The 21,693-nt window shown below is 66.3% G+C and carries 16 protein-coding genes; 7 read left to right on the top strand and 9 right to left on the bottom strand.

Features of this window, described 5'->3' with window-relative positions:
- Positions 1-85 precede the first annotated feature (85 nt).
- Positions 86-2,932 (bottom strand): TonB-dependent receptor, encoded by a 2,847-nt coding sequence (locus Q8T13_04505; protein MDP3717013.1) that lies wholly within the window; start codon positions 2,930-2,932, stop codon positions 86-88.
- 194 nt (positions 2,933-3,126) lie between these two features.
- Between Q8T13_04505 and Q8T13_04500 the strand changes: the two genes are divergently transcribed.
- Positions 3,127-3,849 carry a hypothetical protein gene (locus Q8T13_04500; GenBank protein ID MDP3717012.1) on the top strand — a complete coding sequence of 241 codons (723 nt, stop codon included), beginning with the start codon at positions 3,127-3,129 and terminating at the stop codon, positions 3,847-3,849.
- Here Q8T13_04500 and Q8T13_04495 read toward each other — a convergent pair.
- The 3 genes from Q8T13_04495 to Q8T13_04485 form a co-directional block, all read right to left on the bottom strand.
- Positions 3,836-5,224, bottom strand: a complete 1,389-nt coding sequence (locus Q8T13_04495; GenBank protein ID MDP3717011.1) for an aminotransferase class V-fold PLP-dependent enzyme — start codon at positions 5,222-5,224, stop codon at positions 3,836-3,838. The genes Q8T13_04500 and Q8T13_04495 overlap by 14 nt on opposite strands.
- Before the next feature lie 180 nt (positions 5,225-5,404).
- Entirely contained in the window at positions 5,405-6,202 is a 798-nt protein-coding gene (locus tag Q8T13_04490; protein MDP3717010.1) for a CoA transferase, read from the bottom strand.
- Entirely contained in the window at positions 6,187-6,903 is a 717-nt protein-coding gene (locus Q8T13_04485; protein ID MDP3717009.1) for an alpha/beta fold hydrolase, read from the bottom strand. Before Q8T13_04485 ends, Q8T13_04490 begins: the two co-directional genes overlap by 16 nt.
- Before the next feature lie 61 nt (positions 6,904-6,964).
- On the opposite strand from Q8T13_04485, the gene Q8T13_04480 reads away from it, so the two are divergent.
- From Q8T13_04480 to Q8T13_04470, 3 genes are all read left to right on the top strand, one after another.
- A complete protein-coding gene (locus Q8T13_04480) occupies positions 6,965-7,723 on the top strand; it encodes a hypothetical protein (GenBank protein MDP3717008.1) in 759 nt (252 codons plus the stop codon).
- 28 nt (positions 7,724-7,751) lie between these two features.
- Positions 7,752-8,444 (top strand): glycosyltransferase family 2 protein, encoded by a 693-nt coding sequence (locus Q8T13_04475; protein MDP3717007.1) that lies wholly within the window; start codon positions 7,752-7,754, stop codon positions 8,442-8,444.
- Between the two features lie 74 nt (positions 8,445-8,518).
- Positions 8,519-10,144 carry a hypothetical protein gene (locus tag Q8T13_04470; GenBank protein ID MDP3717006.1) on the top strand — a complete coding sequence of 542 codons (1,626 nt, stop codon included), beginning with the start codon at positions 8,519-8,521 and terminating at the stop codon, positions 10,142-10,144.
- Here Q8T13_04470 and Q8T13_04465 read toward each other — a convergent pair.
- The 4 genes from Q8T13_04465 to Q8T13_04450 all read right to left on the bottom strand — a co-directional run bounded on the left by Q8T13_04465 (position 10,141) and on the right by Q8T13_04450 (position 15,223).
- Positions 10,141-10,710 (bottom strand): VTT domain-containing protein, encoded by a 570-nt coding sequence (locus Q8T13_04465; GenBank protein ID MDP3717005.1) that lies wholly within the window; start codon positions 10,708-10,710, stop codon positions 10,141-10,143. The genes Q8T13_04470 and Q8T13_04465 overlap by 4 nt on opposite strands.
- A 47-nt stretch (positions 10,711-10,757) precedes the next feature.
- The gene (locus tag Q8T13_04460; GenBank protein ID MDP3717004.1) at positions 10,758-12,296 is read right to left on the bottom strand and encodes a sodium/solute symporter; all 1,539 of its coding nucleotides are present in this window, start codon (positions 12,294-12,296) and stop codon (positions 10,758-10,760) included.
- Positions 12,296-12,586 carry a DUF485 domain-containing protein gene (locus Q8T13_04455; GenBank protein MDP3717003.1) on the bottom strand — a complete coding sequence of 97 codons (291 nt, stop codon included), beginning with the start codon at positions 12,584-12,586 and terminating at the stop codon, positions 12,296-12,298. The genes Q8T13_04460 and Q8T13_04455 overlap by 1 nt, the downstream gene beginning before the upstream one ends.
- A 132-nt stretch (positions 12,587-12,718) precedes the next feature.
- Entirely contained in the window at positions 12,719-15,223 is a 2,505-nt protein-coding gene (locus Q8T13_04450; protein MDP3717002.1) for an ABC transporter permease, read from the bottom strand.
- A 392-nt stretch (positions 15,224-15,615) separates the two neighbouring features.
- On the opposite strand from Q8T13_04450, the gene Q8T13_04445 reads away from it, so the two are divergent.
- Positions 15,616-16,371 (top strand): hypothetical protein, encoded by a 756-nt coding sequence (locus Q8T13_04445; GenBank protein MDP3717001.1) that lies wholly within the window; start codon positions 15,616-15,618, stop codon positions 16,369-16,371.
- A gap of 70 nt (positions 16,372-16,441) precedes the next feature.
- Here the strand turns inward: Q8T13_04445 and Q8T13_04440 are convergent, their stop codons facing one another.
- Positions 16,442-18,520 (bottom strand): radical SAM protein, encoded by a 2,079-nt coding sequence (locus Q8T13_04440; protein MDP3717000.1) that lies wholly within the window; start codon positions 18,518-18,520, stop codon positions 16,442-16,444.
- Between the two features lie 217 nt (positions 18,521-18,737).
- Between Q8T13_04440 and Q8T13_04435 the strand changes: the two genes are divergently transcribed.
- The gene (locus tag Q8T13_04435; protein MDP3716999.1) at positions 18,738-19,979 is read left to right on the top strand and encodes an amidohydrolase family protein; all 1,242 of its coding nucleotides are present in this window, start codon (positions 18,738-18,740) and stop codon (positions 19,977-19,979) included.
- 60 nt (positions 19,980-20,039) lie between these two features.
- Positions 20,040-21,656, top strand: coding sequence for a hypothetical protein (locus Q8T13_04430; GenBank protein ID MDP3716998.1), 1,617 nt, complete (start codon positions 20,040-20,042; stop codon positions 21,654-21,656).
- Positions 21,657-21,693 lie beyond the last annotated feature (37 nt).

Genomic DNA, 21,693 nt, shown 5'->3' with positions numbered 1-21,693 from the left:
CAGGAAGACGGAAACAGGAGATCAAGAGATCAGAAGAATGAACTTCTCCTGAACTCTTGACCTCCTGTGACTTTCTCGTGATCTGCTAGAAGCGCAGAGCCGCGTTGAAGCGGACGTTCCGCGGCCCGTAGACCTGCGCCGGCGAGGCGAACTGCGGCACCGTGTTGATGGCCCCGGCCGGATCACCGTTCTGCCGCAGGTTGATGGTGTTACCCAGCGTGCGGGCATCCCAGTGGGTGTTCGAGTTGCTGACGTTGTGGACGTCCACCGAGATCTCCAGGCTGCGCGCGCCGAAGCGCGCGGTCTTGAACACGCGCAGGTCGCCATTCTTCCGGAACGGCAGCCGGTACGAGCCGAGCGGCTCGACATTGACGGTGGTGTTGCCGCCGACGGTCTGCGCGGTGCTGATCTGCCGGGTGATGGCGGCGCCACTCTGCGCGTTGAGGTTGCCGGCGATGCCGATGTCGTACCACGGCAGGATGTAGGTGCCGCTCACCTTGAACTGGTGGGGGCGGTCGCCAATCTGGCCGGTGACCGGACCCGCCGCGTTGATCAGCGCGTTCGGGTTGACGTTCACGCTGACGCCCTCAATCCGCGTTTGCGAGTAGGTGTAGCCAGCGAGCATTTGCCAGCGACCCGACATGCGCTTGGTGCCGGAGATCTCGATGCCGTTGTAGGTCTGGCGGAAGCTCCGGTCGTTGGTGAAGAAGGTCTGATTCACCGCCGTGGACGTGCGGTTGTAGAACTGGAACGTGCCATCGTCGGCCGTGCCGGCCACCCCGTCGCGGCCGTTGTCGTTCCGGGTGGTCAGGAACGTGTCGTACGGCGCCGCCGGGTTCGACGTGGCCTGGGGATTGCGTTCCGTGCGATGAGTGGCGATCACACTCAGCCGCAGTGACGGGAACAGTTCGTGATCGAGGCCGCCGGTGATCTCGTCGGTGTACGGCCGCGAGTAGTTCGGGTCCACCGACACCGTCGAGGTGTTGACTCGCGAGATGACCGGTGTGCCGGTCTGCTCGCCCGGCTGGAAGCGGAGGTCGCCGTTCAGATCGTTCCAGGGATAGTTCTCGGAGTAGTTCCCGTTGGGGTTGATCGTGTCGAGAATACCGCCGCCCGCCGCGATCACGTAGTAGTAGCGGCCTACCGCGAACTTCAGGCCGGTGCGCCCGTCGCCCCGGACGTCGTACGCGGCACTGAGGCGCGGCCCGGCCGTCTTCCAGTCGACCACATCCGGCAGTTCGGCGAATGACCGGGTGAGGTCCGGGAAGAACCGGCTGGCCGGGCTGCTCTGCTCCGGGAGGTAGCCGTTCAGGTGTTCCCATCGCACGCCGGCGGTCAGCGTCAACCGTTTGAACGACACGCTGTCCTGCGCGTAGAGGGCCAGGATGTTCAGACCGGTCTTGGAAAAGAACGGGGTGCCGAACAGGGTCACGTTCTGCGACCGCCCGGTGGCGCTGCTGTAGGTCAGTTCCACATCATCGAAACGCGAGACGCGGTTCTCGACCTGCATGTGCGAGTAGTCGGCGCCGAACTTGAACTCGTGCCGGCCGCCGGCGAACTCGTCCAGGTAGTACTGGCCGGTGGCGTTGGCCTGGTAGCGGTCGCGCCACCGCTCGGTGCCGGTGGTGAAGTTGCGGGTGCGGATCCCCGTCGCCGTGTCCAGCAGCGTCTGGTCGGCGCCGTTCAGGTAGGTGGGGAAGAAAATCTTGTTCAAGCCGACGCGCGCGTCGATGAAGAACTGCTGCGTGACTACCGAGTTCAGCAGCACCTGGTAGATGTCGAACACGTCGTCTTCGTTGCTGGTCGAATCCTGCACCAGCGTGTTGGCGCCGGCCAGGAAACGGTTGGGTTTCTTGTAGTACTGCCGCGAGTACAGGCCGGTGAGACGGCTCTTGTCGCTGATCTGATAGTTCAGGTTGACGAGCCCAGACGTGATGTCGGTCTTGTCGAGCACGAGCGACGAAAACGCCGCCGGCGTGTTGACGTGCACGCGCCAGTCGCGGAACGAGGCGAACATGCGCAGCTTGTTGGCGACCAGCGGGCCGCCGCCGCTGACGTTGACGTCCGAGACAAAGTCCACGCTGTTGGATTCAGGCCGGAACCCGAACCGCAGCAGCTCGTCGTCGATGTTCTGCCCCTGCGTGGCATCGCCCAGCCAGGCGCCCGTCAGCCGGCCGGTCCAGCGGTCGCCGCCGCTCTTGGTCACCATGTTCAGGAACACGCCGCTTGTCGGCACCGTGATGTCGTGCGCGCCGGTCGAGACCTGGATGTCGTCGAACGCGTCGAAGTCGTAATAGAAACCGGCGGCACCGATCGCCGCCGGGTCGCCGACATTGATGCCGTTCAGGTAGCTGGAGTTCTGCGCGCTGGTGGTGCCGCGTGCGTTGAACACGCCCTGCAGACCACCCGACGTCCCGCCGACGTCCGGCCGGGTGATCAGCAGGCTCGGCACCTTGTATTCCACCAGCGACCAGATGTCGCGGCCGCCCGGGGTGGCCTGCAACAACTGCTCGCCCAGGTTGACGCTGGTGTTGGCGCTGGTGGTATCGACGACCGGCGAGGCGCCAGTGACCGTGACCGTTTCGGCGACGGCCGCGACCGTCAGGGACAGGTCCAGCGGCACCGTTGCGCCGACCTGCACCGACACGTTCTCGCGGATGACGGTACGAAAGCCCTGCAGTTCGACCTTCACGGAGTAGATGCCCGGCTGCAACGACGGAAAGCGGTTGACGCCGCCGGCGTCGGTGACGCCGCTCATGGTCCCGGCCACCAGCACGGGGCTGGCCAACGTAACGATGACACCGGGCACGGCGGACCCCTGCTCATCGGTGACCCGGACCAGGATCGACCCGGTCTGGACTTGGGCGGCGACAGGCGCCGTCGCGAGGGCCATCAAACTGATCGCTGCGAACCACAATCGAACTCTACTCATTGACCTATCCTCCGGAAAACCGGTTGCGCCCTACGAGAAGTTGGAGTGGAACAAGCTTGCCAGCACTCGCTACTCGGCGGCTGACCTGACAGAGAGAGACAGGAAAGCACGCGAGGTGACCAACAGTCAGTCGGGGCAACAGGCTAGCCCGAGCCTAAGCAAACGAACTGCCGAACGGACGCTATACTTACGGAATGCGTGTGATGCTGGCTCTTCTGTGTGCAAGCCTCATGTTCATCCCGTCGCTCGACGCACAGACCACCAAGACCACCCCGAAGAAAGCGCCGGCCAAGACCACCCGGAAGGCGGCGGCGCCGGTAATTTCGCGCATCCAGGCCGAGTTGAAGTGCCCCTCCGAGCTGGGGCAGGGCGTGGCCACGGGCCGCCGCTATTGTGACGTGCTCACGGCGAGCGACCCGAAGGACGGCATTCTCATCACCATCCCGCCGCACCGCGGGCCGGTGAAGCTGATGTTCGAGCTGCACAACCGCCACACCTATTCGGCCGAGCTCGTCAAGCAGCAGCAGGCTTATCGCAAACACACCGCGACCATCGGCGTGATGTCGATGGACAACACGCTGATCGATCGGGCGACGGTGCAAAGCGAGTTTCGCACTGAAAAAGACCTGTTCGACCGCATCAGCGGGGGCGCCGGACCGGGCGGGATGAAGGCGGTGGCGCCGATCGGCTCCGAGTTCATCACCGTCGAACTGCCGGCCGCGGTCGTCGACCAGGTGTCGGTGATGGGCGAAAAGCTGTCGGTCGTGAGGCCCGACGCCACCGACAACTTCACCGCCACGGGGCGGCCCATCGCCACCATCAGCAACGTGATGCTGGAATTCACACCCGCACCCGCAGCGAAGAAGGCGCCGGCCCCCAAAGCGCCGGCCAAGAAAGCGCCGGCTAAGAAAAAGTAGCGAGCGCCGCGCGGTAACAGGCCAGCATGGCATCGGCCGAACGGTCGATGTCGGCTTCGGTCGTCGACCAGTTCGACACCGCAATCCGCATCGCCTGCTGTCCCTGCCAGAACGCGCCGCCGGCCCAGCACGTGCCGTCGGCCTGCACCCGCGCAATCACATCCTGGGTCGTGCGATCGTCTCCAAACCGCACCAGCACCTGGTTCAGCACCACCTCGTTCAGGATGGTGATGCCGGGTGCCGCCGACAACCGGTCCGCCATGCGCCGCGAGAGCGCGCAGTTGCGGCGGACGAGCCCCTCGATGCCGGCGCGGCCAAGCGCCCGGAACAGCGCGTAGAGCGGCACCACGCGCGCGCGCCTCGATGACTCGGGCGTCCAATCCATGCCAATGCGTTCTTCGTCGTCTCCCCGCTGCAGATACGAGGCCTTCATGCCCATGGCCGCGCGCAGGGGCGCCGTGTCGGCCACAATCGCGAGGCCCGAATCGTAGGGCACGTTCAGCCATTTGTGCGCGTCGGTGGCCCACGAATCCGCGGATTCAATGCCGCGCACCTGCGATCGCAACTCGGGTACCGCGGCGGCCCACAACCCGAATGCGCCATCGACGTGGACCCACGCGCCGCGCGCGTGCGCCATCTCGACGATCTCCGCGATCGGATCGCTGGCGCCGGTGCTGACGTTGCCCGCCTGCGCGCACACGATCATCGGGCCGTCGCCCGTGCCCAGCTGCGCCCGCAACGCATTCGCACGCATGCGGCCCTGGCCGTCAACCGGCACGAACTCGAGTTCGTCGCTGCCAAACCCGAGATACCGCAGCGCACCGACCGCCGACACGTGGACCTCACCTCCGACGAGCACCCGCACCTTGGGCGCGCGCTGCAGGCCCTGGGTTTCGACGTTCCAGCCGGCGCGATGCAACACTTCGTGCCGCGCCGCGGCCAGGCACGTGAAGTTGGCCATGTGGCAACCGGTGACGAAGCCGACCCCGGCGGATGCCGGCAGCCCGAGCAGCTCGACGATCCAGCCAGAGACGATGTCTTCCATCACCGAGGCCGCTGGTGAGAGCACGTACAGGCAGGCGTTCTGATCCCACGAACTGACCAGCCAGTCGGCGGCCACCGTGACCGGCACCGCGCCACCGGTCACGAAGCCGAAGTAGCGCGGCCCAATGGTGGCAACAATGCCGGGGTCGGCGGTCTTCGCCAAGTGATTGATCACCTCGACCGAATCGGTCGCGCCGGCGGGCAGCGGCCCGCCGAGCGCCATGAGCAGGTCAGCACGCTCCGCGCGCGAGCCCACATGCCGCTCCGCGACCTCGTCCATGTAGCGTGTGGCGTGACCATAGGCTGCCGCGAGCGGATTGTCTGCATTCATGATGAGTAATTGGACTGTGTGTTCGAGAGTGATTGGTCTGTGTGGTGGAGAGTGATTGGTCTGTGAGAGTGATTGGTCTGTGCGTTGGAAAGTGATTGGTTTGTGCGTTGGAAAGTGATTGGTCTGTGTGTTTGAAAGTGATTGGTCTGTGTCTAATTTGTGTCTAATCTGTGGCCGCATTTAATCAGTGGCCTTGAGCGGAATGTCGCGTTCCGTGGCCCACTGCTCCCATTCGGCGGCCGTCCGCGTCGCGAAAACTGTGGCCAGGGGCGAGCCGTCGGCAAGCCCCAGCGCGGCATAGAGCCTCTCACGAAAGTGCGGCTCGAGCGCGCCGACTGCAATCGCGCCGTCCCTGGCCGCGTACACCCCATAGGCCGGGTTGGCCCCGCCAAGCACGCCACCTGGCGCCGTCAATCCGTGGCGCAACGGCGCGGTGAGGTCCTTCAGCGCGTCGAACAGTCCGACCACGCGGCTGCCTCCCGGGCCCTTATGCATCATCTCGAGCACCGCGGCATGCGCGCGCTCGGCGCCCAGCAGATCGGCGAGCAGCGTCTTCGGCAGGCCTCCCTGCAGCAGTCCGGCCTGTGCCTGGTAGGTCACGTCATGCCCCGGCTCTTCCGGATGCGCCGTGTTGCCGACGATGTTCAGGTGACGGAGCAGGGGGAATCGCATGGCGAGCGCTGGGGCATCGAGGCCGAGACGGCCGAGCGCGCTCGGACGGTGGCTCGCGATGAACACGTCGGCGGAGCCGAGCAAGTCCATCAGCGCCCGCATGCCGTCGGCCGACTTCAGGTCCAGGCGCGCGATGGTTACGCCAGCGTGCAGCTCGTCGTACCAGGGCCGGCAGAACCCGTGGAGCGGATCGCCCCACGGTGCCTCGATCTTGATGGCCGACGCGCCTGCCGCCATGAGGCGGGCGACGGCCACCGGCCCGGGGACGTTTTGCGCCATGCTGACGATCGTCATTTCGGCGTCCATTCATCAAGAATCGCCGACAGGTCCAGGTCGGGTGCAATCAGGCAACTGTGGCCATGGCCTTCGAGCACGCGCAGGCTCGCGCGCGGCGTAAGCGAGGCCATCAGCCGCGCCTGAGCCACCGACGGCACGACCACGTCGCGGTCGGCAGCCAGGTACAGCACGGGCGACTGGAGCGACGCCAGCTGCTCGCGAAGGTCGTAGTCGCGCAGGATGTGCAGCCGTGAGAGATAGCCTTCGCGCGTCGTCGATTGCATCAGCTGGAGAAACCGGCGGATCTCTTCGGTGCCGGTGCCCGGCGAGTGCATCCGCCGGCCGTTCAGTTGCCGCACCAGGCGCATCATGCCCCACGGCGTGGCGCGTAGCAGGTGATACCCCAGCCACAGGCGCGCCGGCGAACCGAAGTGCGCGAACGAGTTGAGGATGACCAGCCGGCCAATGCGCTCCGGATGCGCCAGGGCATAGCTGAGCGCCAGGGCGCCGCCGAACGACTCGCCGAGCAGCGTCACCGGGCGGTCTGAGGCCGCCAACACCGACTGGTGCAGGTCGGCCACCAATTCGCCCATGGCCCGCACCTCGTCGCGCAGGCGGACGGTGGTCACGGCATAGCGCCGTTCCAGCCGCGGCACTTGTTTGTAGAACAGCAGGCCGGTGCCGTCGATGCCGGGCACGAGAACGAGTGGCTCTTTTGCAAGCGCTTTCAAATCACCAACTCGTGAGATCACCAAATCACCAAATCCGCCTTCCCTATGGTAGCTTCTCGCGGTGACTCCTGCGCAGGCTGGCCGCGTTTCCTGGACCGTGCTCACCATGTTCGTGGTGCAGAGCCTGGTGTTCGGGTTGTCGGTGTTACCCGCGTTCTACTTCTGGACGTGGACCCAGGGCTGGTCGATTCCGCCGCTGATTCGCCCGGCCATTGTCGCGACCACCCTCGTGCCGGCCTATTTGTTGTTCGCGATCGTGCTGGTGGCGTTGTCGGCGCTGTCGACGCGGGTGTGCGGCTGGCGGACGGCGCCGAACGGGGCCTGGAAACTCCGCGATCTCGAATGGCCCCTGCTCGACTGGGTCCGCTACATGGTCTCGATCCACATCGTCCGCGTCTTCGTGGGGACCTTTTTCCGTGCGTCTGCGCTGTGGACGCTGTACTTGCGATGGAACGGGGCAAAGATTGGCCGCGGTGTCCACATCAACAGCCTGTCGATTTCGGATCACAACATGCTGGAGTTCGGCGACGGTGTGGTCATTGGCGAGAGCGTGCACCTGTCGGGGCATACGGTGGAGGCCGGCATGGTCAAGACCGGCCCGGTGCGCCTGGGGCGCTTGGTAACAGTGGGCCTGGGCAGCATGGTGGGCATCAACGTCGAGGTCGGCGAGAAGTGCCATATCGGCGCCCTCAGCGTGGTGCTCAAGGGCTCGACACTTGAAGGATCTGCTATCTACGCAGGCATTCCCGCACGTAAGATAGAGCGCAAGGCGAACGCCAAGGTCGTAGAGGAAGACGATGCGGCGATTGGCTTCTTCTGACTTCTAACCTCTGACTTCTGACTTGCTCTTGCCGCCCCTCATCTCAATCGTCGTTCCCGTCTACAACGAAGCGCGGACGGTGGCCGAAGTCATCGAGCGGCTGCTGGTGATCGAGTTGCCGGCACCGCGCGAGATCCTGGTCGTCAACGACGGCTCGACCGACGGCACCCGCGAGGTGCTCGACCGGTTGCCGGTCCGGCCCGAGTTGCGAATCATCCATGCGGCGAAGAACGGCGGCAAGGGCAGCGCCATACGCACCGGCTTCACCGAGGCCTCAGGCACCATCGTCGCCATCCAGGACGCGGACCTGGAACTCGATCCGGCGCAACTGGCGGTGCTGGTGCAGCCGATCCTGGACGGCCGCACGAAGGTGGTCTATGGGTCGCGGTTCCTGGCCGGGCGTCCCGACGCGCCGTGGCTGTCGGTGTTTGCCAACCAGGTGCTGACCGGCATTACCAACGTGCTGTTTGGCGGCCGGCTCACCGACATGGAAACCTGCTACAAGGTGATGACCACCGAGGTCGCGCGCGGGCTGCGGCTCGAGTGCAATCGCTTCGACATCGAGCCGGAGATCTCGGCCAAGCTGCTGCGCGACGGCCACCCGATTCTCGAACTGCCGGTGCGCTTCGAACCGCGCAGCCGCGCCCAGGGCAAGAAGATTGGCTGGCGCGACGGCGTGCGGGCCATCCAGGTCCTGATCAAGTACCGCTTGTCACGATGAGCCGCCTTCGCCAAGGCTTCCACCTTAGCCAAGGCTTCGGCGGACAAGCCGGCGCGCCAGGCTCCTGGCTCCCCGTGGCGTTGGCGCTCGCAGCTGCGCTGGGGCTCGCCACGTTCGGCGTGACGCGTGGGACCGGCGCCGTCGGCGGTTCCGACTCGTCCTGCTATGGGTTGATGGCCGAAGCTTTCGGCACCGGGCAGTGGCAGCCGGCGAGTGCGCTCGCGGTCGAGGCGCCGTGGCCCGAGGCCTCCCGCACGCTGGCGCCTGGCGGCTTCATTCCGTCACCGGTTCGACCAGACGCCGCTTCGCCGGTCTGTGCGCCCGGGTTCTCGGTGCTGATGGCGCCGTTCTACGCCATCGGCGGCCGCGACGCGATTTTCGCGGTGACGCCGATCGCCGCCTTCGTGCTGGTGTGGTGCGCCTTCGTGCTGGCCAATCGCCTGGCCGGCGGCCTGGCGGGCGTGTCGGCCGCGGCCCTGACGGCGTCGAGTCCGATCGTGCTGTTCCAGGCAGTGCAGCCGATGAACGACATCGCGACGGCCGCGCTGTGGCTTGCGGCGCTGGCTGTCGCCACGGTCCGGCTAAAGCCGGACGCCACATTGAAGTCGGAGCCTGATGTAGTGTCCGGCTTTAGCCGGACCGGCTTCGATGTGGTGTCCGGCTTTCCTGTCCACCGTAGCCTTGGCGAAGGTGGAAGCCGGACCTCGTTGCTGGCCGGCGTCCTGGTTGGCATCGCCATCCTGGTCCGCCCGAATCTCGCACCGCTTGCCGTGATCGTGGCCGCGATGCAGTGGCGGCCGGGACAGCCGATACCGTGGCGATCCACTGGGCTGATGGTGGTCGGCGCGCTCCCGGGCGTGGCCGCGTGGTTGTGGTTGAACCAGGTGCTGTACGGCAGCCCGGTTGGCAGCGGTTATGGCCGGGTCGACCAACTCTTCAGCCTGTCGAACGTCGCCTCGAATCTATCTAGTTACGGCCGCGCCTTCTACCAGACGCAAACAGTGTTTCCGCTGATTGCCCTCGCGGCGCCGTTATTGCTCGCCGGCGAGTCGCGACGCGTGGCGCTGTGGCTGCTCGCCGCCGCGGCCGTGGTGTTTGGTATCTACCTGCCGTACCGTCCGCACCCGGAGTGGTGGTACTTGCGGTTCCTGATTCCTGCCATCGTGCTGCTGCTCGTGGTGGCGTGTAGCGTGGCCGTACGGGTTGCCGATGGGGCCCGCATGCGCGGCGTCGTGGCCATCGGCACGGTGATGTTGGCGCTGCTGGGCATGCGGGTGGCCGGCGCGCGCGACGTGCTGGCGCTGCAGGCCCTCGAGGGACGGTATCGCGAGACCGCGAACCTGGTGGCCGAACGGCTGCCGCCAAACGCCGTGCTGATTGCCGTGTGGCAGAGCGGCAGCGTGCGGTTTCATGCCGGCCGGGAGGCGGTGCTGTGGGACTCGCTCGAACCGGCCTGGCTGGATCGCGCCGTGCAGTGGCTGTCGGCGAACGGCCGCGTGCCGTACATCCTGGTGGAGCGCCGCGAAGAAGCGGAGTTCCGCGATCGTTTCCGCGGCCACGCCGACCTCGGCGCACTCGACTGGCCGCCCCGGTTCAACATCGGCGGGCAGGCGAGGATCTTCGATCCCGCCGATCGCGTCCGTTACCTGGCTGGCGAGGAGTATCCCACCGAGAACACGCGCCCGGCCCGGCGCCGCTAGCGCAGCACCCAGTCGCCGAGGAAGATGTAAATCCCGTAGACCGTGCCTTCGCCCACGACCACGCCGAACAGGAACTTCTTGAAGTTGATCTTGAGCGAGCCGCACACGTAGCAGATCAGGTCGGTCGGCAGGAACAGCATGAAGCTCCAGCCGATGATGATCGGCAGCTGGTACGACTGCAGCAGGTCCTTGAGCTGGCGAATCTGTTTCGGGTACTTCCGCTCGAAGAGCTCGTCCATGTGGAGGGCTTCTGCGAAGAAGTAGCAGATCGAAGACGAGATCGCGATGCACGGGAGCGTCAGCGCCAGCAGGACCCACGGATCGAAGAACGGCATGGCGACCAGCAACGGGAAGGTCGCCGGCACCAGCGTGAAGGCCCGCAAGGCACCGATCACCAGGTAGGCGATGGCCGCGGCCCAGAACGACGCCGACATCGCGTCGCGCATCTCCGCCTGCACCACTTCCCGCTGGAAGAAATACAGGTACAGGGCGCCCGCGACGACGAGCAGCCAGATCGCGAACAGGGAATAGCGGATGCGGGGGTTGTGCAGCTGAAGCGCGGTCAAACAGAAGCTCAGAGTTTACAGACGGCGGGCGGGCATGCCAGGTTCCATTATCCCGCGTCTTGGTCCGCTCCGAAATGGATCTGCTGCTCGAGCTTCGCGAAGCCGGCCGAGGCGGCCGGCTCGGGCGCCGCCAGCGACACCACAATCCCGATGACGAACGACAGCGGAATGGTAAACAAGCCCGGGTTGCGGTACGGGAAATACGCGGTGGCGTTTTGCAGCAGGTCGACCTGGATGGTCGGCGACAGGTAAATCAGGGCCAGCGTGGCGAACGTGCCAAACAGGATCGACGCCTGGGCGCCGCGCGTCGTGAACGGCTTCCAGAACATCGACAGGATCAACGCGGGGAAGTTGGCGCTGGCGGCAATGGCGAAGGCCAGGCCCACCATGTACGCCACGTTCTGGCCCTTGAACGCGATGCCCAGGGCGATCGACACCGTGGCGAGCAGAATGGTGGCGCTGCGCGCAACCAGCAGTTGTTCCTTCTCGGTGGCGCGGCCGTGGCGGAACACGTGCACGTAGATGTCGTGCGACAGCGTGGCGGCCCCGGCCAGCGTGAGGCCGGCGACCACCGCCAGGATGGTGGCGAAGGCGACGGCGGCAATGAACCCCAGGAACGCCTGTCCGCCCACCACCTCGGCGAGCAACGGCGCCGCCATGTTGCCACCTGCGTCCACGGCGCGGATGTCGGTCTGGCCGACCAGCACCATGGCGCCGAAGCCGAGGATAAAGGTCAGCAGGTAGAAGACGCCGATGATCCCGGTCGCATAAGCCACCGAGACGCGCGCGGTGCGGGCATCCGGCACGGTGTAGAACCGCATCAGGATGTGCGGCAGACCGGCGGTTCCGAACATCAGGGCCAGACCCAGTGAAATGGCGTCCACCGGATCCGAGACCAGCCGGCCCGGTGCCAGCACGCCCTCACCGTACTGCCGGGCAGCTTCCGAGAACAGCGCCAGCGGATTGAACGCAAACTGCGCCAGCACCATGCCGGCCAGCATGAAGGCGCCCGACAGCAGCAGCGCCGCCTTGACGATTTGCACCCACGTCGTGGCGATCATCCCGCCGAACAGCACGTACGCGAGCATGACCAGGCCGACGATCACCACCGCCACTTCGTAGCTGAGACCGAACAGCAGCCGAATCAGGTTGCCGGCGCCGACCATTTGCGCGATCAGATAGAAGGCGACGACCGCCAGGCTGCCGGCCGAGGCGGCCACCCGCACCGGCGTTTGCCGCAACCGGAACGCGACCACATCGGTGAAGGTGTACCGGCCAAGGTTCCGCAACGGCTCGGCGATCAGGCACGCCACCACCGGCCAACCGACCAGGAAGCCGATCGAGTAGATCAAGCCGTCGAAGCCCGACAACGCCACCAGCCCGGCAATGCCCAGGAAGCTGGCGGCGCTCATGTAGTCGCCGGCCAGCGCCATGCCGTTTTGCCAGGCCGTGACCGAACCGCCGGCGGTGTAAAAGTCTTTCGTGCTGTGCGTGTGTCGAGCCGCCAGCCACGTGATGCCGAGCGACAAGACAATGAAAATGGCGAAGCCCGCCATGGCCACCACGTTGGGCTCTCCGGTCTGCATCAGCGGCCCTCCATGTGGGCCTTGCGAATGGACGCTACCGCATCGTCATAGTGCGTGTTGGTCCAGCGCACGTAGACCAGGATCAGCGCCATGGCCGAGAGGATCACGAACACCCCGAGCAGGATGCCGACGCTCAGCCCCGGGACGAGCACCGTGCCGAGCAGTTCCTTGTTGAAGGCGATCAGCAGGATGAAGGCGACGTAAATGAGGGTCATCGCCGCCGTGACGAGGACCGACAGTCGCCAACGGGCGGCGGACAGGGTGACGAGGCGGGAGGCCGAATCGCTCATGCGCCGTCATCATAGCTTGGGGCTGGTAGGGCTGGTAGGGCTGGTAGGGCTGGTAGGGCTGGTAGGGCGGGTCGGGGCTGGTCGGGCTGGTCGGGGTCGTCGGCGTCACCCGCCTCACCCGCCCGACCAGCCCTATTCGTCGCGCAGCGCCACGTTCGGGTTCAGCGCCGCGGCTCGGCGTGCGGGCACCCAGGCAGCGAACGTCGCTACTATGGTGAACAGCACTGCCATGGTCGCGTAGGTGGCCGGGTCGGTGGCCGTGACCCCGACCAACAGGCTGGCCATGATGCGGGTCAGCGCCGCGGCCGCCACCAGGCCAAGCACGATCCCGGCGAGGCTCAGCCGCAGCCCCTGGCCAATCACCAGCTTGAGGATGCTGTGGCCCGACGCGCCGAACGCCATGCGCACGCCGATCTCGGTCGTCCGCTGCCGCACCGTCGTGGCCAGCACGCCGTACAGTCCGATCATGGCCAGGACGGCGGCGACGCCCGCAAACACCGCGATCAGGATCAGCGCGAAACGGGTCGGCGCAATCGCCTCGTCCAGGTAGTCCTGCCACGGCCTGACCTCGGTCAGCAGCAACCGCGCATCCTGCTGCGCGATGGCGCTGCGCACGGCCGCCGCCAGGGCGTTCGGGTCGCCGTTGGTCCGTACCGCCCAGCGGAACGCCGGGCCGAAGTTGGCGTAGCCATCGGGGAAGAACATGCCTTCACGGCCATCGTCCATCATGGTCGTGTGCCGCTGGTGCCGCGACACGCCAATCACCTCGAACGTCTGCGGCTCGTCGGTCGTGACGCGCGCCAGCATCCGCTGGCCCACGGCCTGGCCCGACGGGAACAGCTTCGCCGCCAGCAGGTCGTCGATGATCATCACGCGCGCTTCGGGCCGGTTGTCTTCGTCGCCGAACGCGCGGCCCGCCGCCATCGGCGTGCGCGTCATCTCGAAGTAGCCGGGCTGCACGAAGTGCACGATCGCCTGCTGGAACTTGGCCGGGTCGGTGGCCGCTTCGAGCGGGCCGTAACGAGCCAGCGAGTTGACGCCGTCGAGCGGCAGGGGACCAGCCACCGTGGCATCGACGACGCCGGGTAGCGCCTTCAGCCGCTCGAGCGTCGTCCGCTTGAACGTCTGCTGGGCCTCGGGGCCCTGGGCCCGATTGTTCTGGATGATGAACGTCAGCACACCGTTGGCATCGAAGCCCGGGTGGGTGTTCTGCAGTGCGATGAACGTGCGGATCATGAGGCCCGAGCCGACCAGCAGCACGAACGCCAGCGCAACTTCAGCGACCACCGCACCGTCGCGCAGCCAGCGTCCCGAGCCGCCGCCCACCAGGCGGCCGCTCGAACGGAGCACATCCATGACGTTAGGCCGCGACGCCCGCCACGCCGGCGCGACGCCGAAGATGAGCGCCGCCACCAACGCCGCAGCCGCCGTGAACGCGAGCACGGTGCCGTCGAGCGAGACGGCGGTGGCCCGCGGCAATGCTTCGGGCGCCAGCTGAATCAGCGCGTCGAGCCCGAACTGCGCCAGCCACAGGCCGACCAATCCGCCGAACGTGGCCAGTACCAGGCTTTCGGCCACGAGCTGGCGAACCAGGCGCCACCGGCTGCCGCCCATGGCGGCGCGTACCGCCAGTTCCCGCTCGCGCGCCGAGGCGCGCACCAGCAGGAGGTTCGCGACGTTCGCGCACGCGATCAGCAGCACGAACACCACCGCTCCCATCAACGCCGCCAGCTGCGGCCGCACGTCGGCCACCAGGTCGGCGTGCATCGGCTCAATCCGGAAATTGGCGTTGGCGGTTTCCTTGATCGGAAAGCGTCCGCGCAGATCGGCCGAGAGCCGATCGAGTTCCGACTGCGCCTGCTCGAAGCTCACGCCGGGCGTCAGCCTGGCGATCACGCGCAGGAAGACGTTGTTGCGCGACCCGGTCTCGTAGTTCACGCGATTGGCCACCACGATGTCGGGGCGCGGCTCCACATCGGTGCCCGGTGGAAACAGCAACTCGAACCCCGGTGCCAGCACGCCGACGATGTCGGCGCGGCCATTGCCGAGTTCGATGGTCGTGCCGACGATCGAGTCGTCGCCGCCGTAGCGGCGCTGCCAGAATTCGAAGCTGAGCACGGCAATGTTCGGCAGGGGCGGCGTTTCAGGCCCAGCCTGCGCCGCCGGCGCCGCGCCCGCCGCAGGTGGTGGCGGTGCTGGTTGCGGCGTGCCATCTTCCTCGACGAAGCCACGGCCGACATGAATGCGGTGGCCAAGCAGCGTGAAGATGTTGGTGGTGGCCCCGGCGCCGCTCACCTGCTCCGCGTCGCCACGGCCGTCGCCGCCAATGGTCGGCCGGAAGGTGTTGACCCCGGCGACGCCGTCGAACTGCGTCAGCACCGTGCGCAGGTCGAAGAAGTCGCCGGGAGAGATCGGGAAATCAACGACGTTGCGGTTCCGCAGGTCGGCCCAGACAGTCCCCAGGCGAGCCGCGTCGTTGTAGGGAAGCGGCCGCAGCACCACCGCGTTGACAACGCTGAAAATGGCCGTGGTGGCGCCGATGCCCAGGCCAATGGTCAGCACCGCGGTCAGGGCAAAGGCCGGTTGCCGCTTCAGCGTGCGGAAAGCAAAGGCGAGGTCGCGAATCAGTGTGTCCATGGATTGGTCCGCCTAACCACCTTCGCCAGAGGCTTCGGTGGTCAGGAAGGCGGACGCCACATCTTGTAGCATCCGGCTTTAGCCGGATAGACAAGAGCACGTCCCGTGCCTGACTTTAGGGTCCAATTCGGCCTGAAAACTGTCGCGTGGACTGACCCACTGGTCGAGACCGGGGTGACGGTGTCCGGCCCCGGACAGGCAGTCGCATGCGGGAAACCGAACCGCCGGTCCGTCTAACGACCTGAAGGCGGGTGATGCGGGCAACCAGCGGGCACACGAAGCGAGCATGGCACCTTGGGATACTGCTGACTTTGGTCCCCGCGATCGCCGCCGCCCAAGCCCCTGGTGTTGCACCCGCGCCGGCCGAGTCGTCTACGACCACTATCGACACCATGATCGATCCATCTCTAAGGAGTCCCCTGGCGGTGCCGACGATCGAGTGGGCGGCCGAGGTGATGGACGAGGCCAAACGCGCCTCGGGAAAACTGGGATTCGTGTTGCGGCCGGGCTGGACCGGCGAGGTTGGTTTCACCGGCGCCTTCGATCGCAACTTCGCGTCCGGACGGCCCACGAGCCTTCGCCGGCTGACCAACGGGTCGTCGGCCTGGGGCGCGACCACCTGGACCCGTGCGGGCAGCACCCGCGCGACGCCGCTGCTGGCCGCCCGCGTCGAGGCCGGCCGCGATGCCTTTGACTATTACGACATGACCCTCGACCGTCGCAGTGACGCGCACGCACGGTATGCCGTCACGGCCACCGGCGGCCTGATCCTCCCGCGCGACCTCGTCATTGCCGCGACGTATCGCTGGAGCGAAGCGTGGCAGATCGCCGAGGGCGAGTCGTGTCACGCGGTCGCGGACACCGGCTTGACCGCCTGCCCGGCCGATCGCCTGTTCCGCCGCCCGGCGGCCGAGCGCTGGCAGCAGTTCGAGGTCCAGGCGCAGGTGCACCTTGGCGACAAGGTGGGCGCCGAGGTGTTCCTGACCCGCGATGGCCGCGACCACGGGTGGGGGGTCGAGGTGCCGGTGTATTTCATGGCGCACCGCGAGGGCGGCTTCACGGGCGGGCTGGTGCTGACCTACAACGGCGCCACCGGCAGGGGTGACGTGTCGGCCTTCGTCGGGCAGGTTTTCAGGATCGCCAAATAGAAAAGGCCGGGTCCCCTCATCAGGGCCCGGCCTTGGTCGCCCCGGGCGCACTAAAGTGCGCCCCTACGTCTTAGTGCGTCGTCGGCTGCTGGGCCTTCTTCAAGCCCTGGATCTGCAGCACCGGCACGCCGGGCTGTTCCTTCAGCACTTCCTTGCGATAGAGCTTTTCCATCTCCGCGTGGTGGCGCAGCTCTTCGGGGGTCATGTTCTTCTTCTTCTGCGCCGCGATCTTCTCGTCGCGCGAGTTCTTCGCGATGCCCAGGTCGTCGAGGTCGGTCTGGATGCCCGCGGCCACCGCTTCGGCGTTCAGCTTCAGCGTGTGTTCCGTGGTGGTGAGCGGCACCGACTTGTTGCCGGCGAAGATCTCGTGGCGGCCGTGCTCCTCGTACCACTTGGTCAGCGTCGCCGTCATATGCATCTTCTCGATGATGTTGCGCCAGCCGATGCCGGTGTTGTACGCGCAGAAGGAGATTTCGCCCATCTGCGTGGCATACGGGATGATGCACATCTCGGTGCGGCGGAAGTCGTAGTTGAACAGGTCCTGGAACCACATGCCCGCGATGAACAGGAAGTTCCAGCGATCGGCGCGGCGCTTCTGGATGTCGTCCATGGTGCGCGAGCCATCGACCTTGCCGTAGTCCTTGCCGGTTGCGCCGAAGGTCTTGTCGAACTTCTTCAGCAGGTCGCTCAGCTTGAAGTGCGTCGGCGACTTGAACGAGTCGTAGTTGCGCGCCAGCGCGATCGCCATGCCGGCGACGGTCAGGAACTTGCCGCGGGCCGCGTCGTTGACCATCGCGACGTCCTTGGCGAGCTGTTCGGCCCGGAGGAACGCCGTGACCGGCACGGCTTCCTTGGTTTCCTTGTCGATCATCACGGCCATGCCGACGCCGCAGTTGGGGTGGCAGCCGCAGGTCAGGTTGCCCCATTCGTTGTCGGGCCCCTTGGCGACATCGGCCCAGTCGGTGAACGTGCCCATGAACGAAATCGGGAACCAGTCGCGCACCGGCTCGCCGAGGCCCGTCTGGTTCTTCACGTCGTGCGCCAGGTGCGACAGCGTGTAGCGCTGCGCCGCGCGGCGCTCGGGCGTCACCTCTTCGTCGCGGCCGGTGAAGCTCACCGGCTGGAACGACAGGAAGTTGATCCGCTTGGGATTGTCGAGCGCGAACTCGATGATCCGGCCGACCTGCTCGTTGTTGACGCCGTTGACGATGGTCACGACCGGGACGATGTCGACGCCGGCGCTGTGCAGGTTCTCGATCGCGCGCAGCTTGACGTCGAACAGGTTGCCGACGCGGCGGTGCGAGTTGGCGGCGTTACCGATGCCGTCGAACTGCAGGTACGCGTAGCGCAGGCCGGCTTCGGCGGCGGCCTTCGAGAAGTCGGGGCTCTTGGCGAACTCAATGCCGTTGGTCGCGGCCTGCACCGACGAGTAGCCGACCTTGCGGGCGTAGCGCACCGCATCCAGGAAGTACGGGGAAAGCGTCGGCTCGCCACCCGAGAACTGCACCGACATCTGCCGCTTCGGCTTGATGGTGATGGCGTTGTCGAGCACCGTCTTGATGTCCTCCCACGTCAGTTCGTGCACGAAGCCAACCTGGTTGGCGTCCATGAAGCACGGGTCGCACATCATGTTGCAGCGGTTCGTGAGATCGACCGTCAGCACCGAGCCACGGCCGTGCTTGATGGTGCTGCTGCCGTGGTTGTGCAGCTTCTCGTCGTTGTGGGCGCGGATGTCGCGGCCCGGGAACACCTCTTCGAGGTGCTTGAAGAAGGCGGTGTCGATGGCCATCGTGTCTTCGAAGTGCCCGTGAATGGGGCAGTCCTTCATCATCACGATCTTGCCGTCCTTCTCGTCGATGGTGGCCTTGATCTCGCCGACCTTCTCGTTGAGCAGGGTTTCAAGCGGGCGGGTGCCGTCGAGAATCGCCTGGCGCGCTTCGCGCACGCACGTCGGGCACAGCGAGTCGGTCTGCCGCGGCCAGCCAAGTGGCGGCTTCGTCTTCTGGTACGACTTCAGAAGGGGCTTGTCCGACCAGCGCGGCGTCATCGACGGGTTCTGGCTGATCTTGTTGAGCTGGGAAAAGATCTGCCAGACGCCGTTGGCGGCGATCGACAATCCCTTTTCCGCGTACTTAATTGGCGCGTGCATGAGCACTCCTCACTGATCGGTCGGGCTCTGTCGAGGTGGTGCAAGTCAGGATCACGGCCCGTAAGTGATTGACTGGTCGATATCTTACGGGTTTTTTGTGCGGCATTGCACACGGACGCCGGATTGGGCAGAAAGCCGCGCCGAATTGGCTAATTGGCCGCGTGAATGGTCAAATGCCGACAGAATCGGTCGCCAATTATTGGGGTTATGCTGCCGGATGCGCCTCCCCATCACCTCGGCAATTGCCTTCGCCGCCAGCCTGATCTCCATCTCAGCACAGCCAGGCCGGGTCGGAAGTGAGGACGCCGTGGCCCTGACCAACGCCTCGGTGGTCAATGTGCGCAGCGGCGCCATCACGCGCGGCGCGACCGTGGTGCTTCGTGGCGCGCGGATCGAGAGCGTTAGCGCCGAAGCGGCGCCGGCCGGCGTCCGCGCCATCGACCTGAAGGGTCGCTACGTGGTGCCGGGACTGATCGATGCGCATGTCCACATCACGTCGCTCCCGCAGATGCGGGCCGCGCTCGACAGCGGCGTCACCACCGTGCGCAGCGCCGGCGTGTCGCACTTCGTGGATGTCGGGCTGCGGGACCTGGTGCGGAAGGGCTTTGCCGCCGGCCCCGACATGATGGCCACGGGCTATCACGTGCGCCCCGGCGTCGCCGCCGAGTTCTTTCTCGATTTTCCCGACGAGGGTGGGTTGATGGGCGGCGGCGCGCCGGCCGCCGACACGATTCGCCGCGTGGTGCGCGCCAACCTGTCGCGTGGCGTGGACTGGATCAAGACCAACGCCACCGAACGGGCCGGCACCCCGGACACCGATCCGCGCCGGCAGCTTTATAGCCAGGAAGAGTTGCGGATTCTCGTGGTCGAGGCGGCGGCGAAGAACATCCCGGTGATGGCGCACGCGCATGGGGCCGAGGGCGCCGACGCGGCGGTCCGCGCCGGCGTGCGCAGCATCGAGCACGGCACGTATCTCTCTGACGACACGCTGCAGCTGATGGCGAAGCAGGGCACCTTCTTCGCCCCCACCCTCGACATCGTCAACGACCTGGCCGAGGCGGGTGGCGACTACGACAATGCCGGGCTGAAGCGGCGCGGTGAGATGATGCAGCCCATTCTGCACGCCGCGGTGCAGCGCGCGCACAAGTTCGGTGTCAAGATCGTGGCCGGGTCCGACACCGGCTACGGACCCTCGAGCATCGCGCGCGTGTCACGCGAGCTGGGCATGCTGGTGTCGGCCGGCCTGACGCCGTTGCAGGCGCTGCAGGCGGCCACCCTGACCAACGCCGAGATGCTGCGACTCGAGAAGCAGGTGGGCGTGGTGGAGGCCGGCTTCGAGGCTGACCTGCTGGTGGTGGACGGCAACCCGCTCGACAATATCCGGACGTTGCTGGATCCGCTGCTCGTGATCAGCAACGGCCGCGTCGGTTTGGACCGTTTGAGTTTCGGAAAACCCTGATCCCTGATCCCTGATCCCTGATCCCTGATCCCTGATCCCCGATCCCTGAAGGAGACGTCGATGAAGCGACTGGTATTTTGCATGTGTCTCGGGCTCGCGCTGGCGACGCCGGCGTGGGCGCAAACCGAGCAGCACGATCACAACGCCAAGCCTGGCGCGATCAAGGCTGGCACGGTCGACTTCGAGACCTCGTGCAGCCCGGCGGTGAAGGACGAGTTCAACCTGGCCGTCGCCGAACTGCATTCGTTCTGGTTCCCCGAGGCGCGAGCGCTCTTCGAGAGCGTCGCCAAGAAGGACCCCAACTGCGCGATCGCCTACTGGGGCGTGGCCCTCACGTACTGGGGCAATCCCTTCGCCGGCCAGCGGTCGCCGCAGGTCATAGCCAATGGAAAGGCCGCGATTGACAAGGCGAAATCAACCGGCACGCCGACGCCGCGAGAGAAGGGCTACATTGACGCCGTCGCGGGCCTGTTCTCGAGCGCCGATGTCACCACCCAGCGCGCGCGCGTCGTCGCTTACGAGGGTGCCACGGAGCTGGTGGCCAGCCAGAACCGCGCTGACGTGGAGGCCCGCATTTTCTGGGCGCTCGCCATTGCGCAAACCGCGCTGCCGAGCGACAAGACGTTCGCGCAGAACCTGAAGGCCGCCGAGATTCTCGAGCCGCTCTACAAGCGGATGCCGAATCACCCCGGCCTCGCGCATTACATCATCCATGCTTACGACGTGCCGGCGCTGGCCGCGAAGGCGCTGCCCGCGGCGCGCGCCTATGCCGACATCGCCCCGTCGGTGCCGCACGCGCTGCACATGCCATCGCACACGTTCACGCGGGTTGGCGAATGGAAGGAATCCGTCGATACCAACATCCGTTCGGCTACGGAGGCCGAGAAGACCGGCAGTGGGCTCAGTGAAGGCCTCCACGCCCGCGACTACATGACCTACGCCTATCTCCAAATGGGGATGGACAAGGAAGCCAAGACCGTCGTGGACCACGCGGCTCAGGTGGCCGCCGCGGCGGCCGCGTCGCCAAGCGCCACCGGTGCCAACACGTTTGCGATTGCGGCCATTCCGGCTCGCTACGCGATGGAGCGCGGCCAGTGGGCCGACGCGACCATGCTCAAGCCGTGGCCGGCGCCGGGCGCGCCGTACACGGAAGCCATCACGCACTTCGCGCGGGCGATCGGGTTTGCGCGTTCAGGCAAGCCGGCCGAAGCCGCTGCCGACATCGCCCGTCTCACGGCGCTGCGCGACCGCGAGATCGAGTTGAAGGACGCGTACTGGACCGAGCAGGTGGACATCCAGCGGCGCGGCGCAGAGGCGTGGGTGATGTTCGCGGAAGGCAAGCAGGCCGAGGCGCTCTCGGCCATGGCGGCGGTGGCCGACGTCGAGGACAAGACCGACAAGGCGGCCGTGACGCCAGGACCGATTGCCCCGGCCCGCGAGATGTACGGCTTCATGCTGCTCGAAGCCGGCAAGGCCAAAGAGGCGCTGGCCGCGTTCGAAGCGGTCACGAAGAAGGAGCCCAACCGCTTCCTCGCGCTCTACGGCGCGGGCAAGGCGGCCGAGGCCACCAGGCAGACGAGCAAGGCCAAGGGGTATTACCGGCAGATCGTCGAGATCTGCAAGGACGCGGGGCCCGAGCGCCCCGAGCTGCAGTACGCCCGAAAGATGGCCAAATAAGAAACAGGAGGTCAGGAGTTCAGGAGAATTTGAATGG

The sequence above is a fragment of the Acidobacteriota bacterium genome (assembly GCA_030697165.1).
In the GTDB taxonomy this organism is placed as follows: domain Bacteria; phylum Acidobacteriota; class Vicinamibacteria; order Vicinamibacterales; family UBA2999; genus 12-FULL-67-14b.
The sequence above is the reverse complement of the archived record's forward strand: the minus strand, read 5'-3'. Positions and strand labels throughout refer to the sequence as shown.

What these genes read in the sequence shown, in the direction of transcription:
- Q8T13_04505 (MDP3717013.1), bottom strand. Translation starts at nt 2,932, where the DNA reads ATGAGTAGAGTTCGATTGTGGTTCGCAGCGATCAGTTTGATGGCCCTC.
- Q8T13_04500 (MDP3717012.1), top strand. Translation starts at nt 3,127, where the DNA reads ATGCGTGTGATGCTGGCTCTTCTGTGTGCAAGCCTCATGTTCATCCCG.
- Q8T13_04495 (MDP3717011.1), bottom strand. Translation starts at nt 5,224, where the DNA reads ATGAATGCAGACAATCCGCTCGCGGCAGCCTATGGTCACGCCACACGC.
- Q8T13_04490 (MDP3717010.1), bottom strand. Translation starts at nt 6,202, where the DNA reads ATGGACGCCGAAATGACGATCGTCAGCATGGCGCAAAACGTCCCCGGG.
- Q8T13_04460 (MDP3717004.1), bottom strand. Translation starts at nt 12,296, where the DNA reads ATGCAGACCGGAGAGCCCAACGTGGTGGCCATGGCGGGCTTCGCCATT.
- Q8T13_04455 (MDP3717003.1), bottom strand. Translation starts at nt 12,586, where the DNA reads ATGAGCGATTCGGCCTCCCGCCTCGTCACCCTGTCCGCCGCCCGTTGG.
- Q8T13_04450 (MDP3717002.1), bottom strand. Translation starts at nt 15,223, where the DNA reads ATGGACACACTGATTCGCGACCTCGCCTTTGCTTTCCGCACGCTGAAG.
- Q8T13_04445 (MDP3717001.1), top strand. Translation starts at nt 15,616, where the DNA reads ATGATCGATCCATCTCTAAGGAGTCCCCTGGCGGTGCCGACGATCGAG.
- Q8T13_04440 (MDP3717000.1), bottom strand. Translation starts at nt 18,520, where the DNA reads ATGCACGCGCCAATTAAGTACGCGGAAAAGGGATTGTCGATCGCCGCC.
- Q8T13_04435 (MDP3716999.1), top strand. Translation starts at nt 18,738, where the DNA reads ATGCGCCTCCCCATCACCTCGGCAATTGCCTTCGCCGCCAGCCTGATC.
- Q8T13_04430 (MDP3716998.1), top strand. Translation starts at nt 20,040, where the DNA reads ATGAAGCGACTGGTATTTTGCATGTGTCTCGGGCTCGCGCTGGCGACG.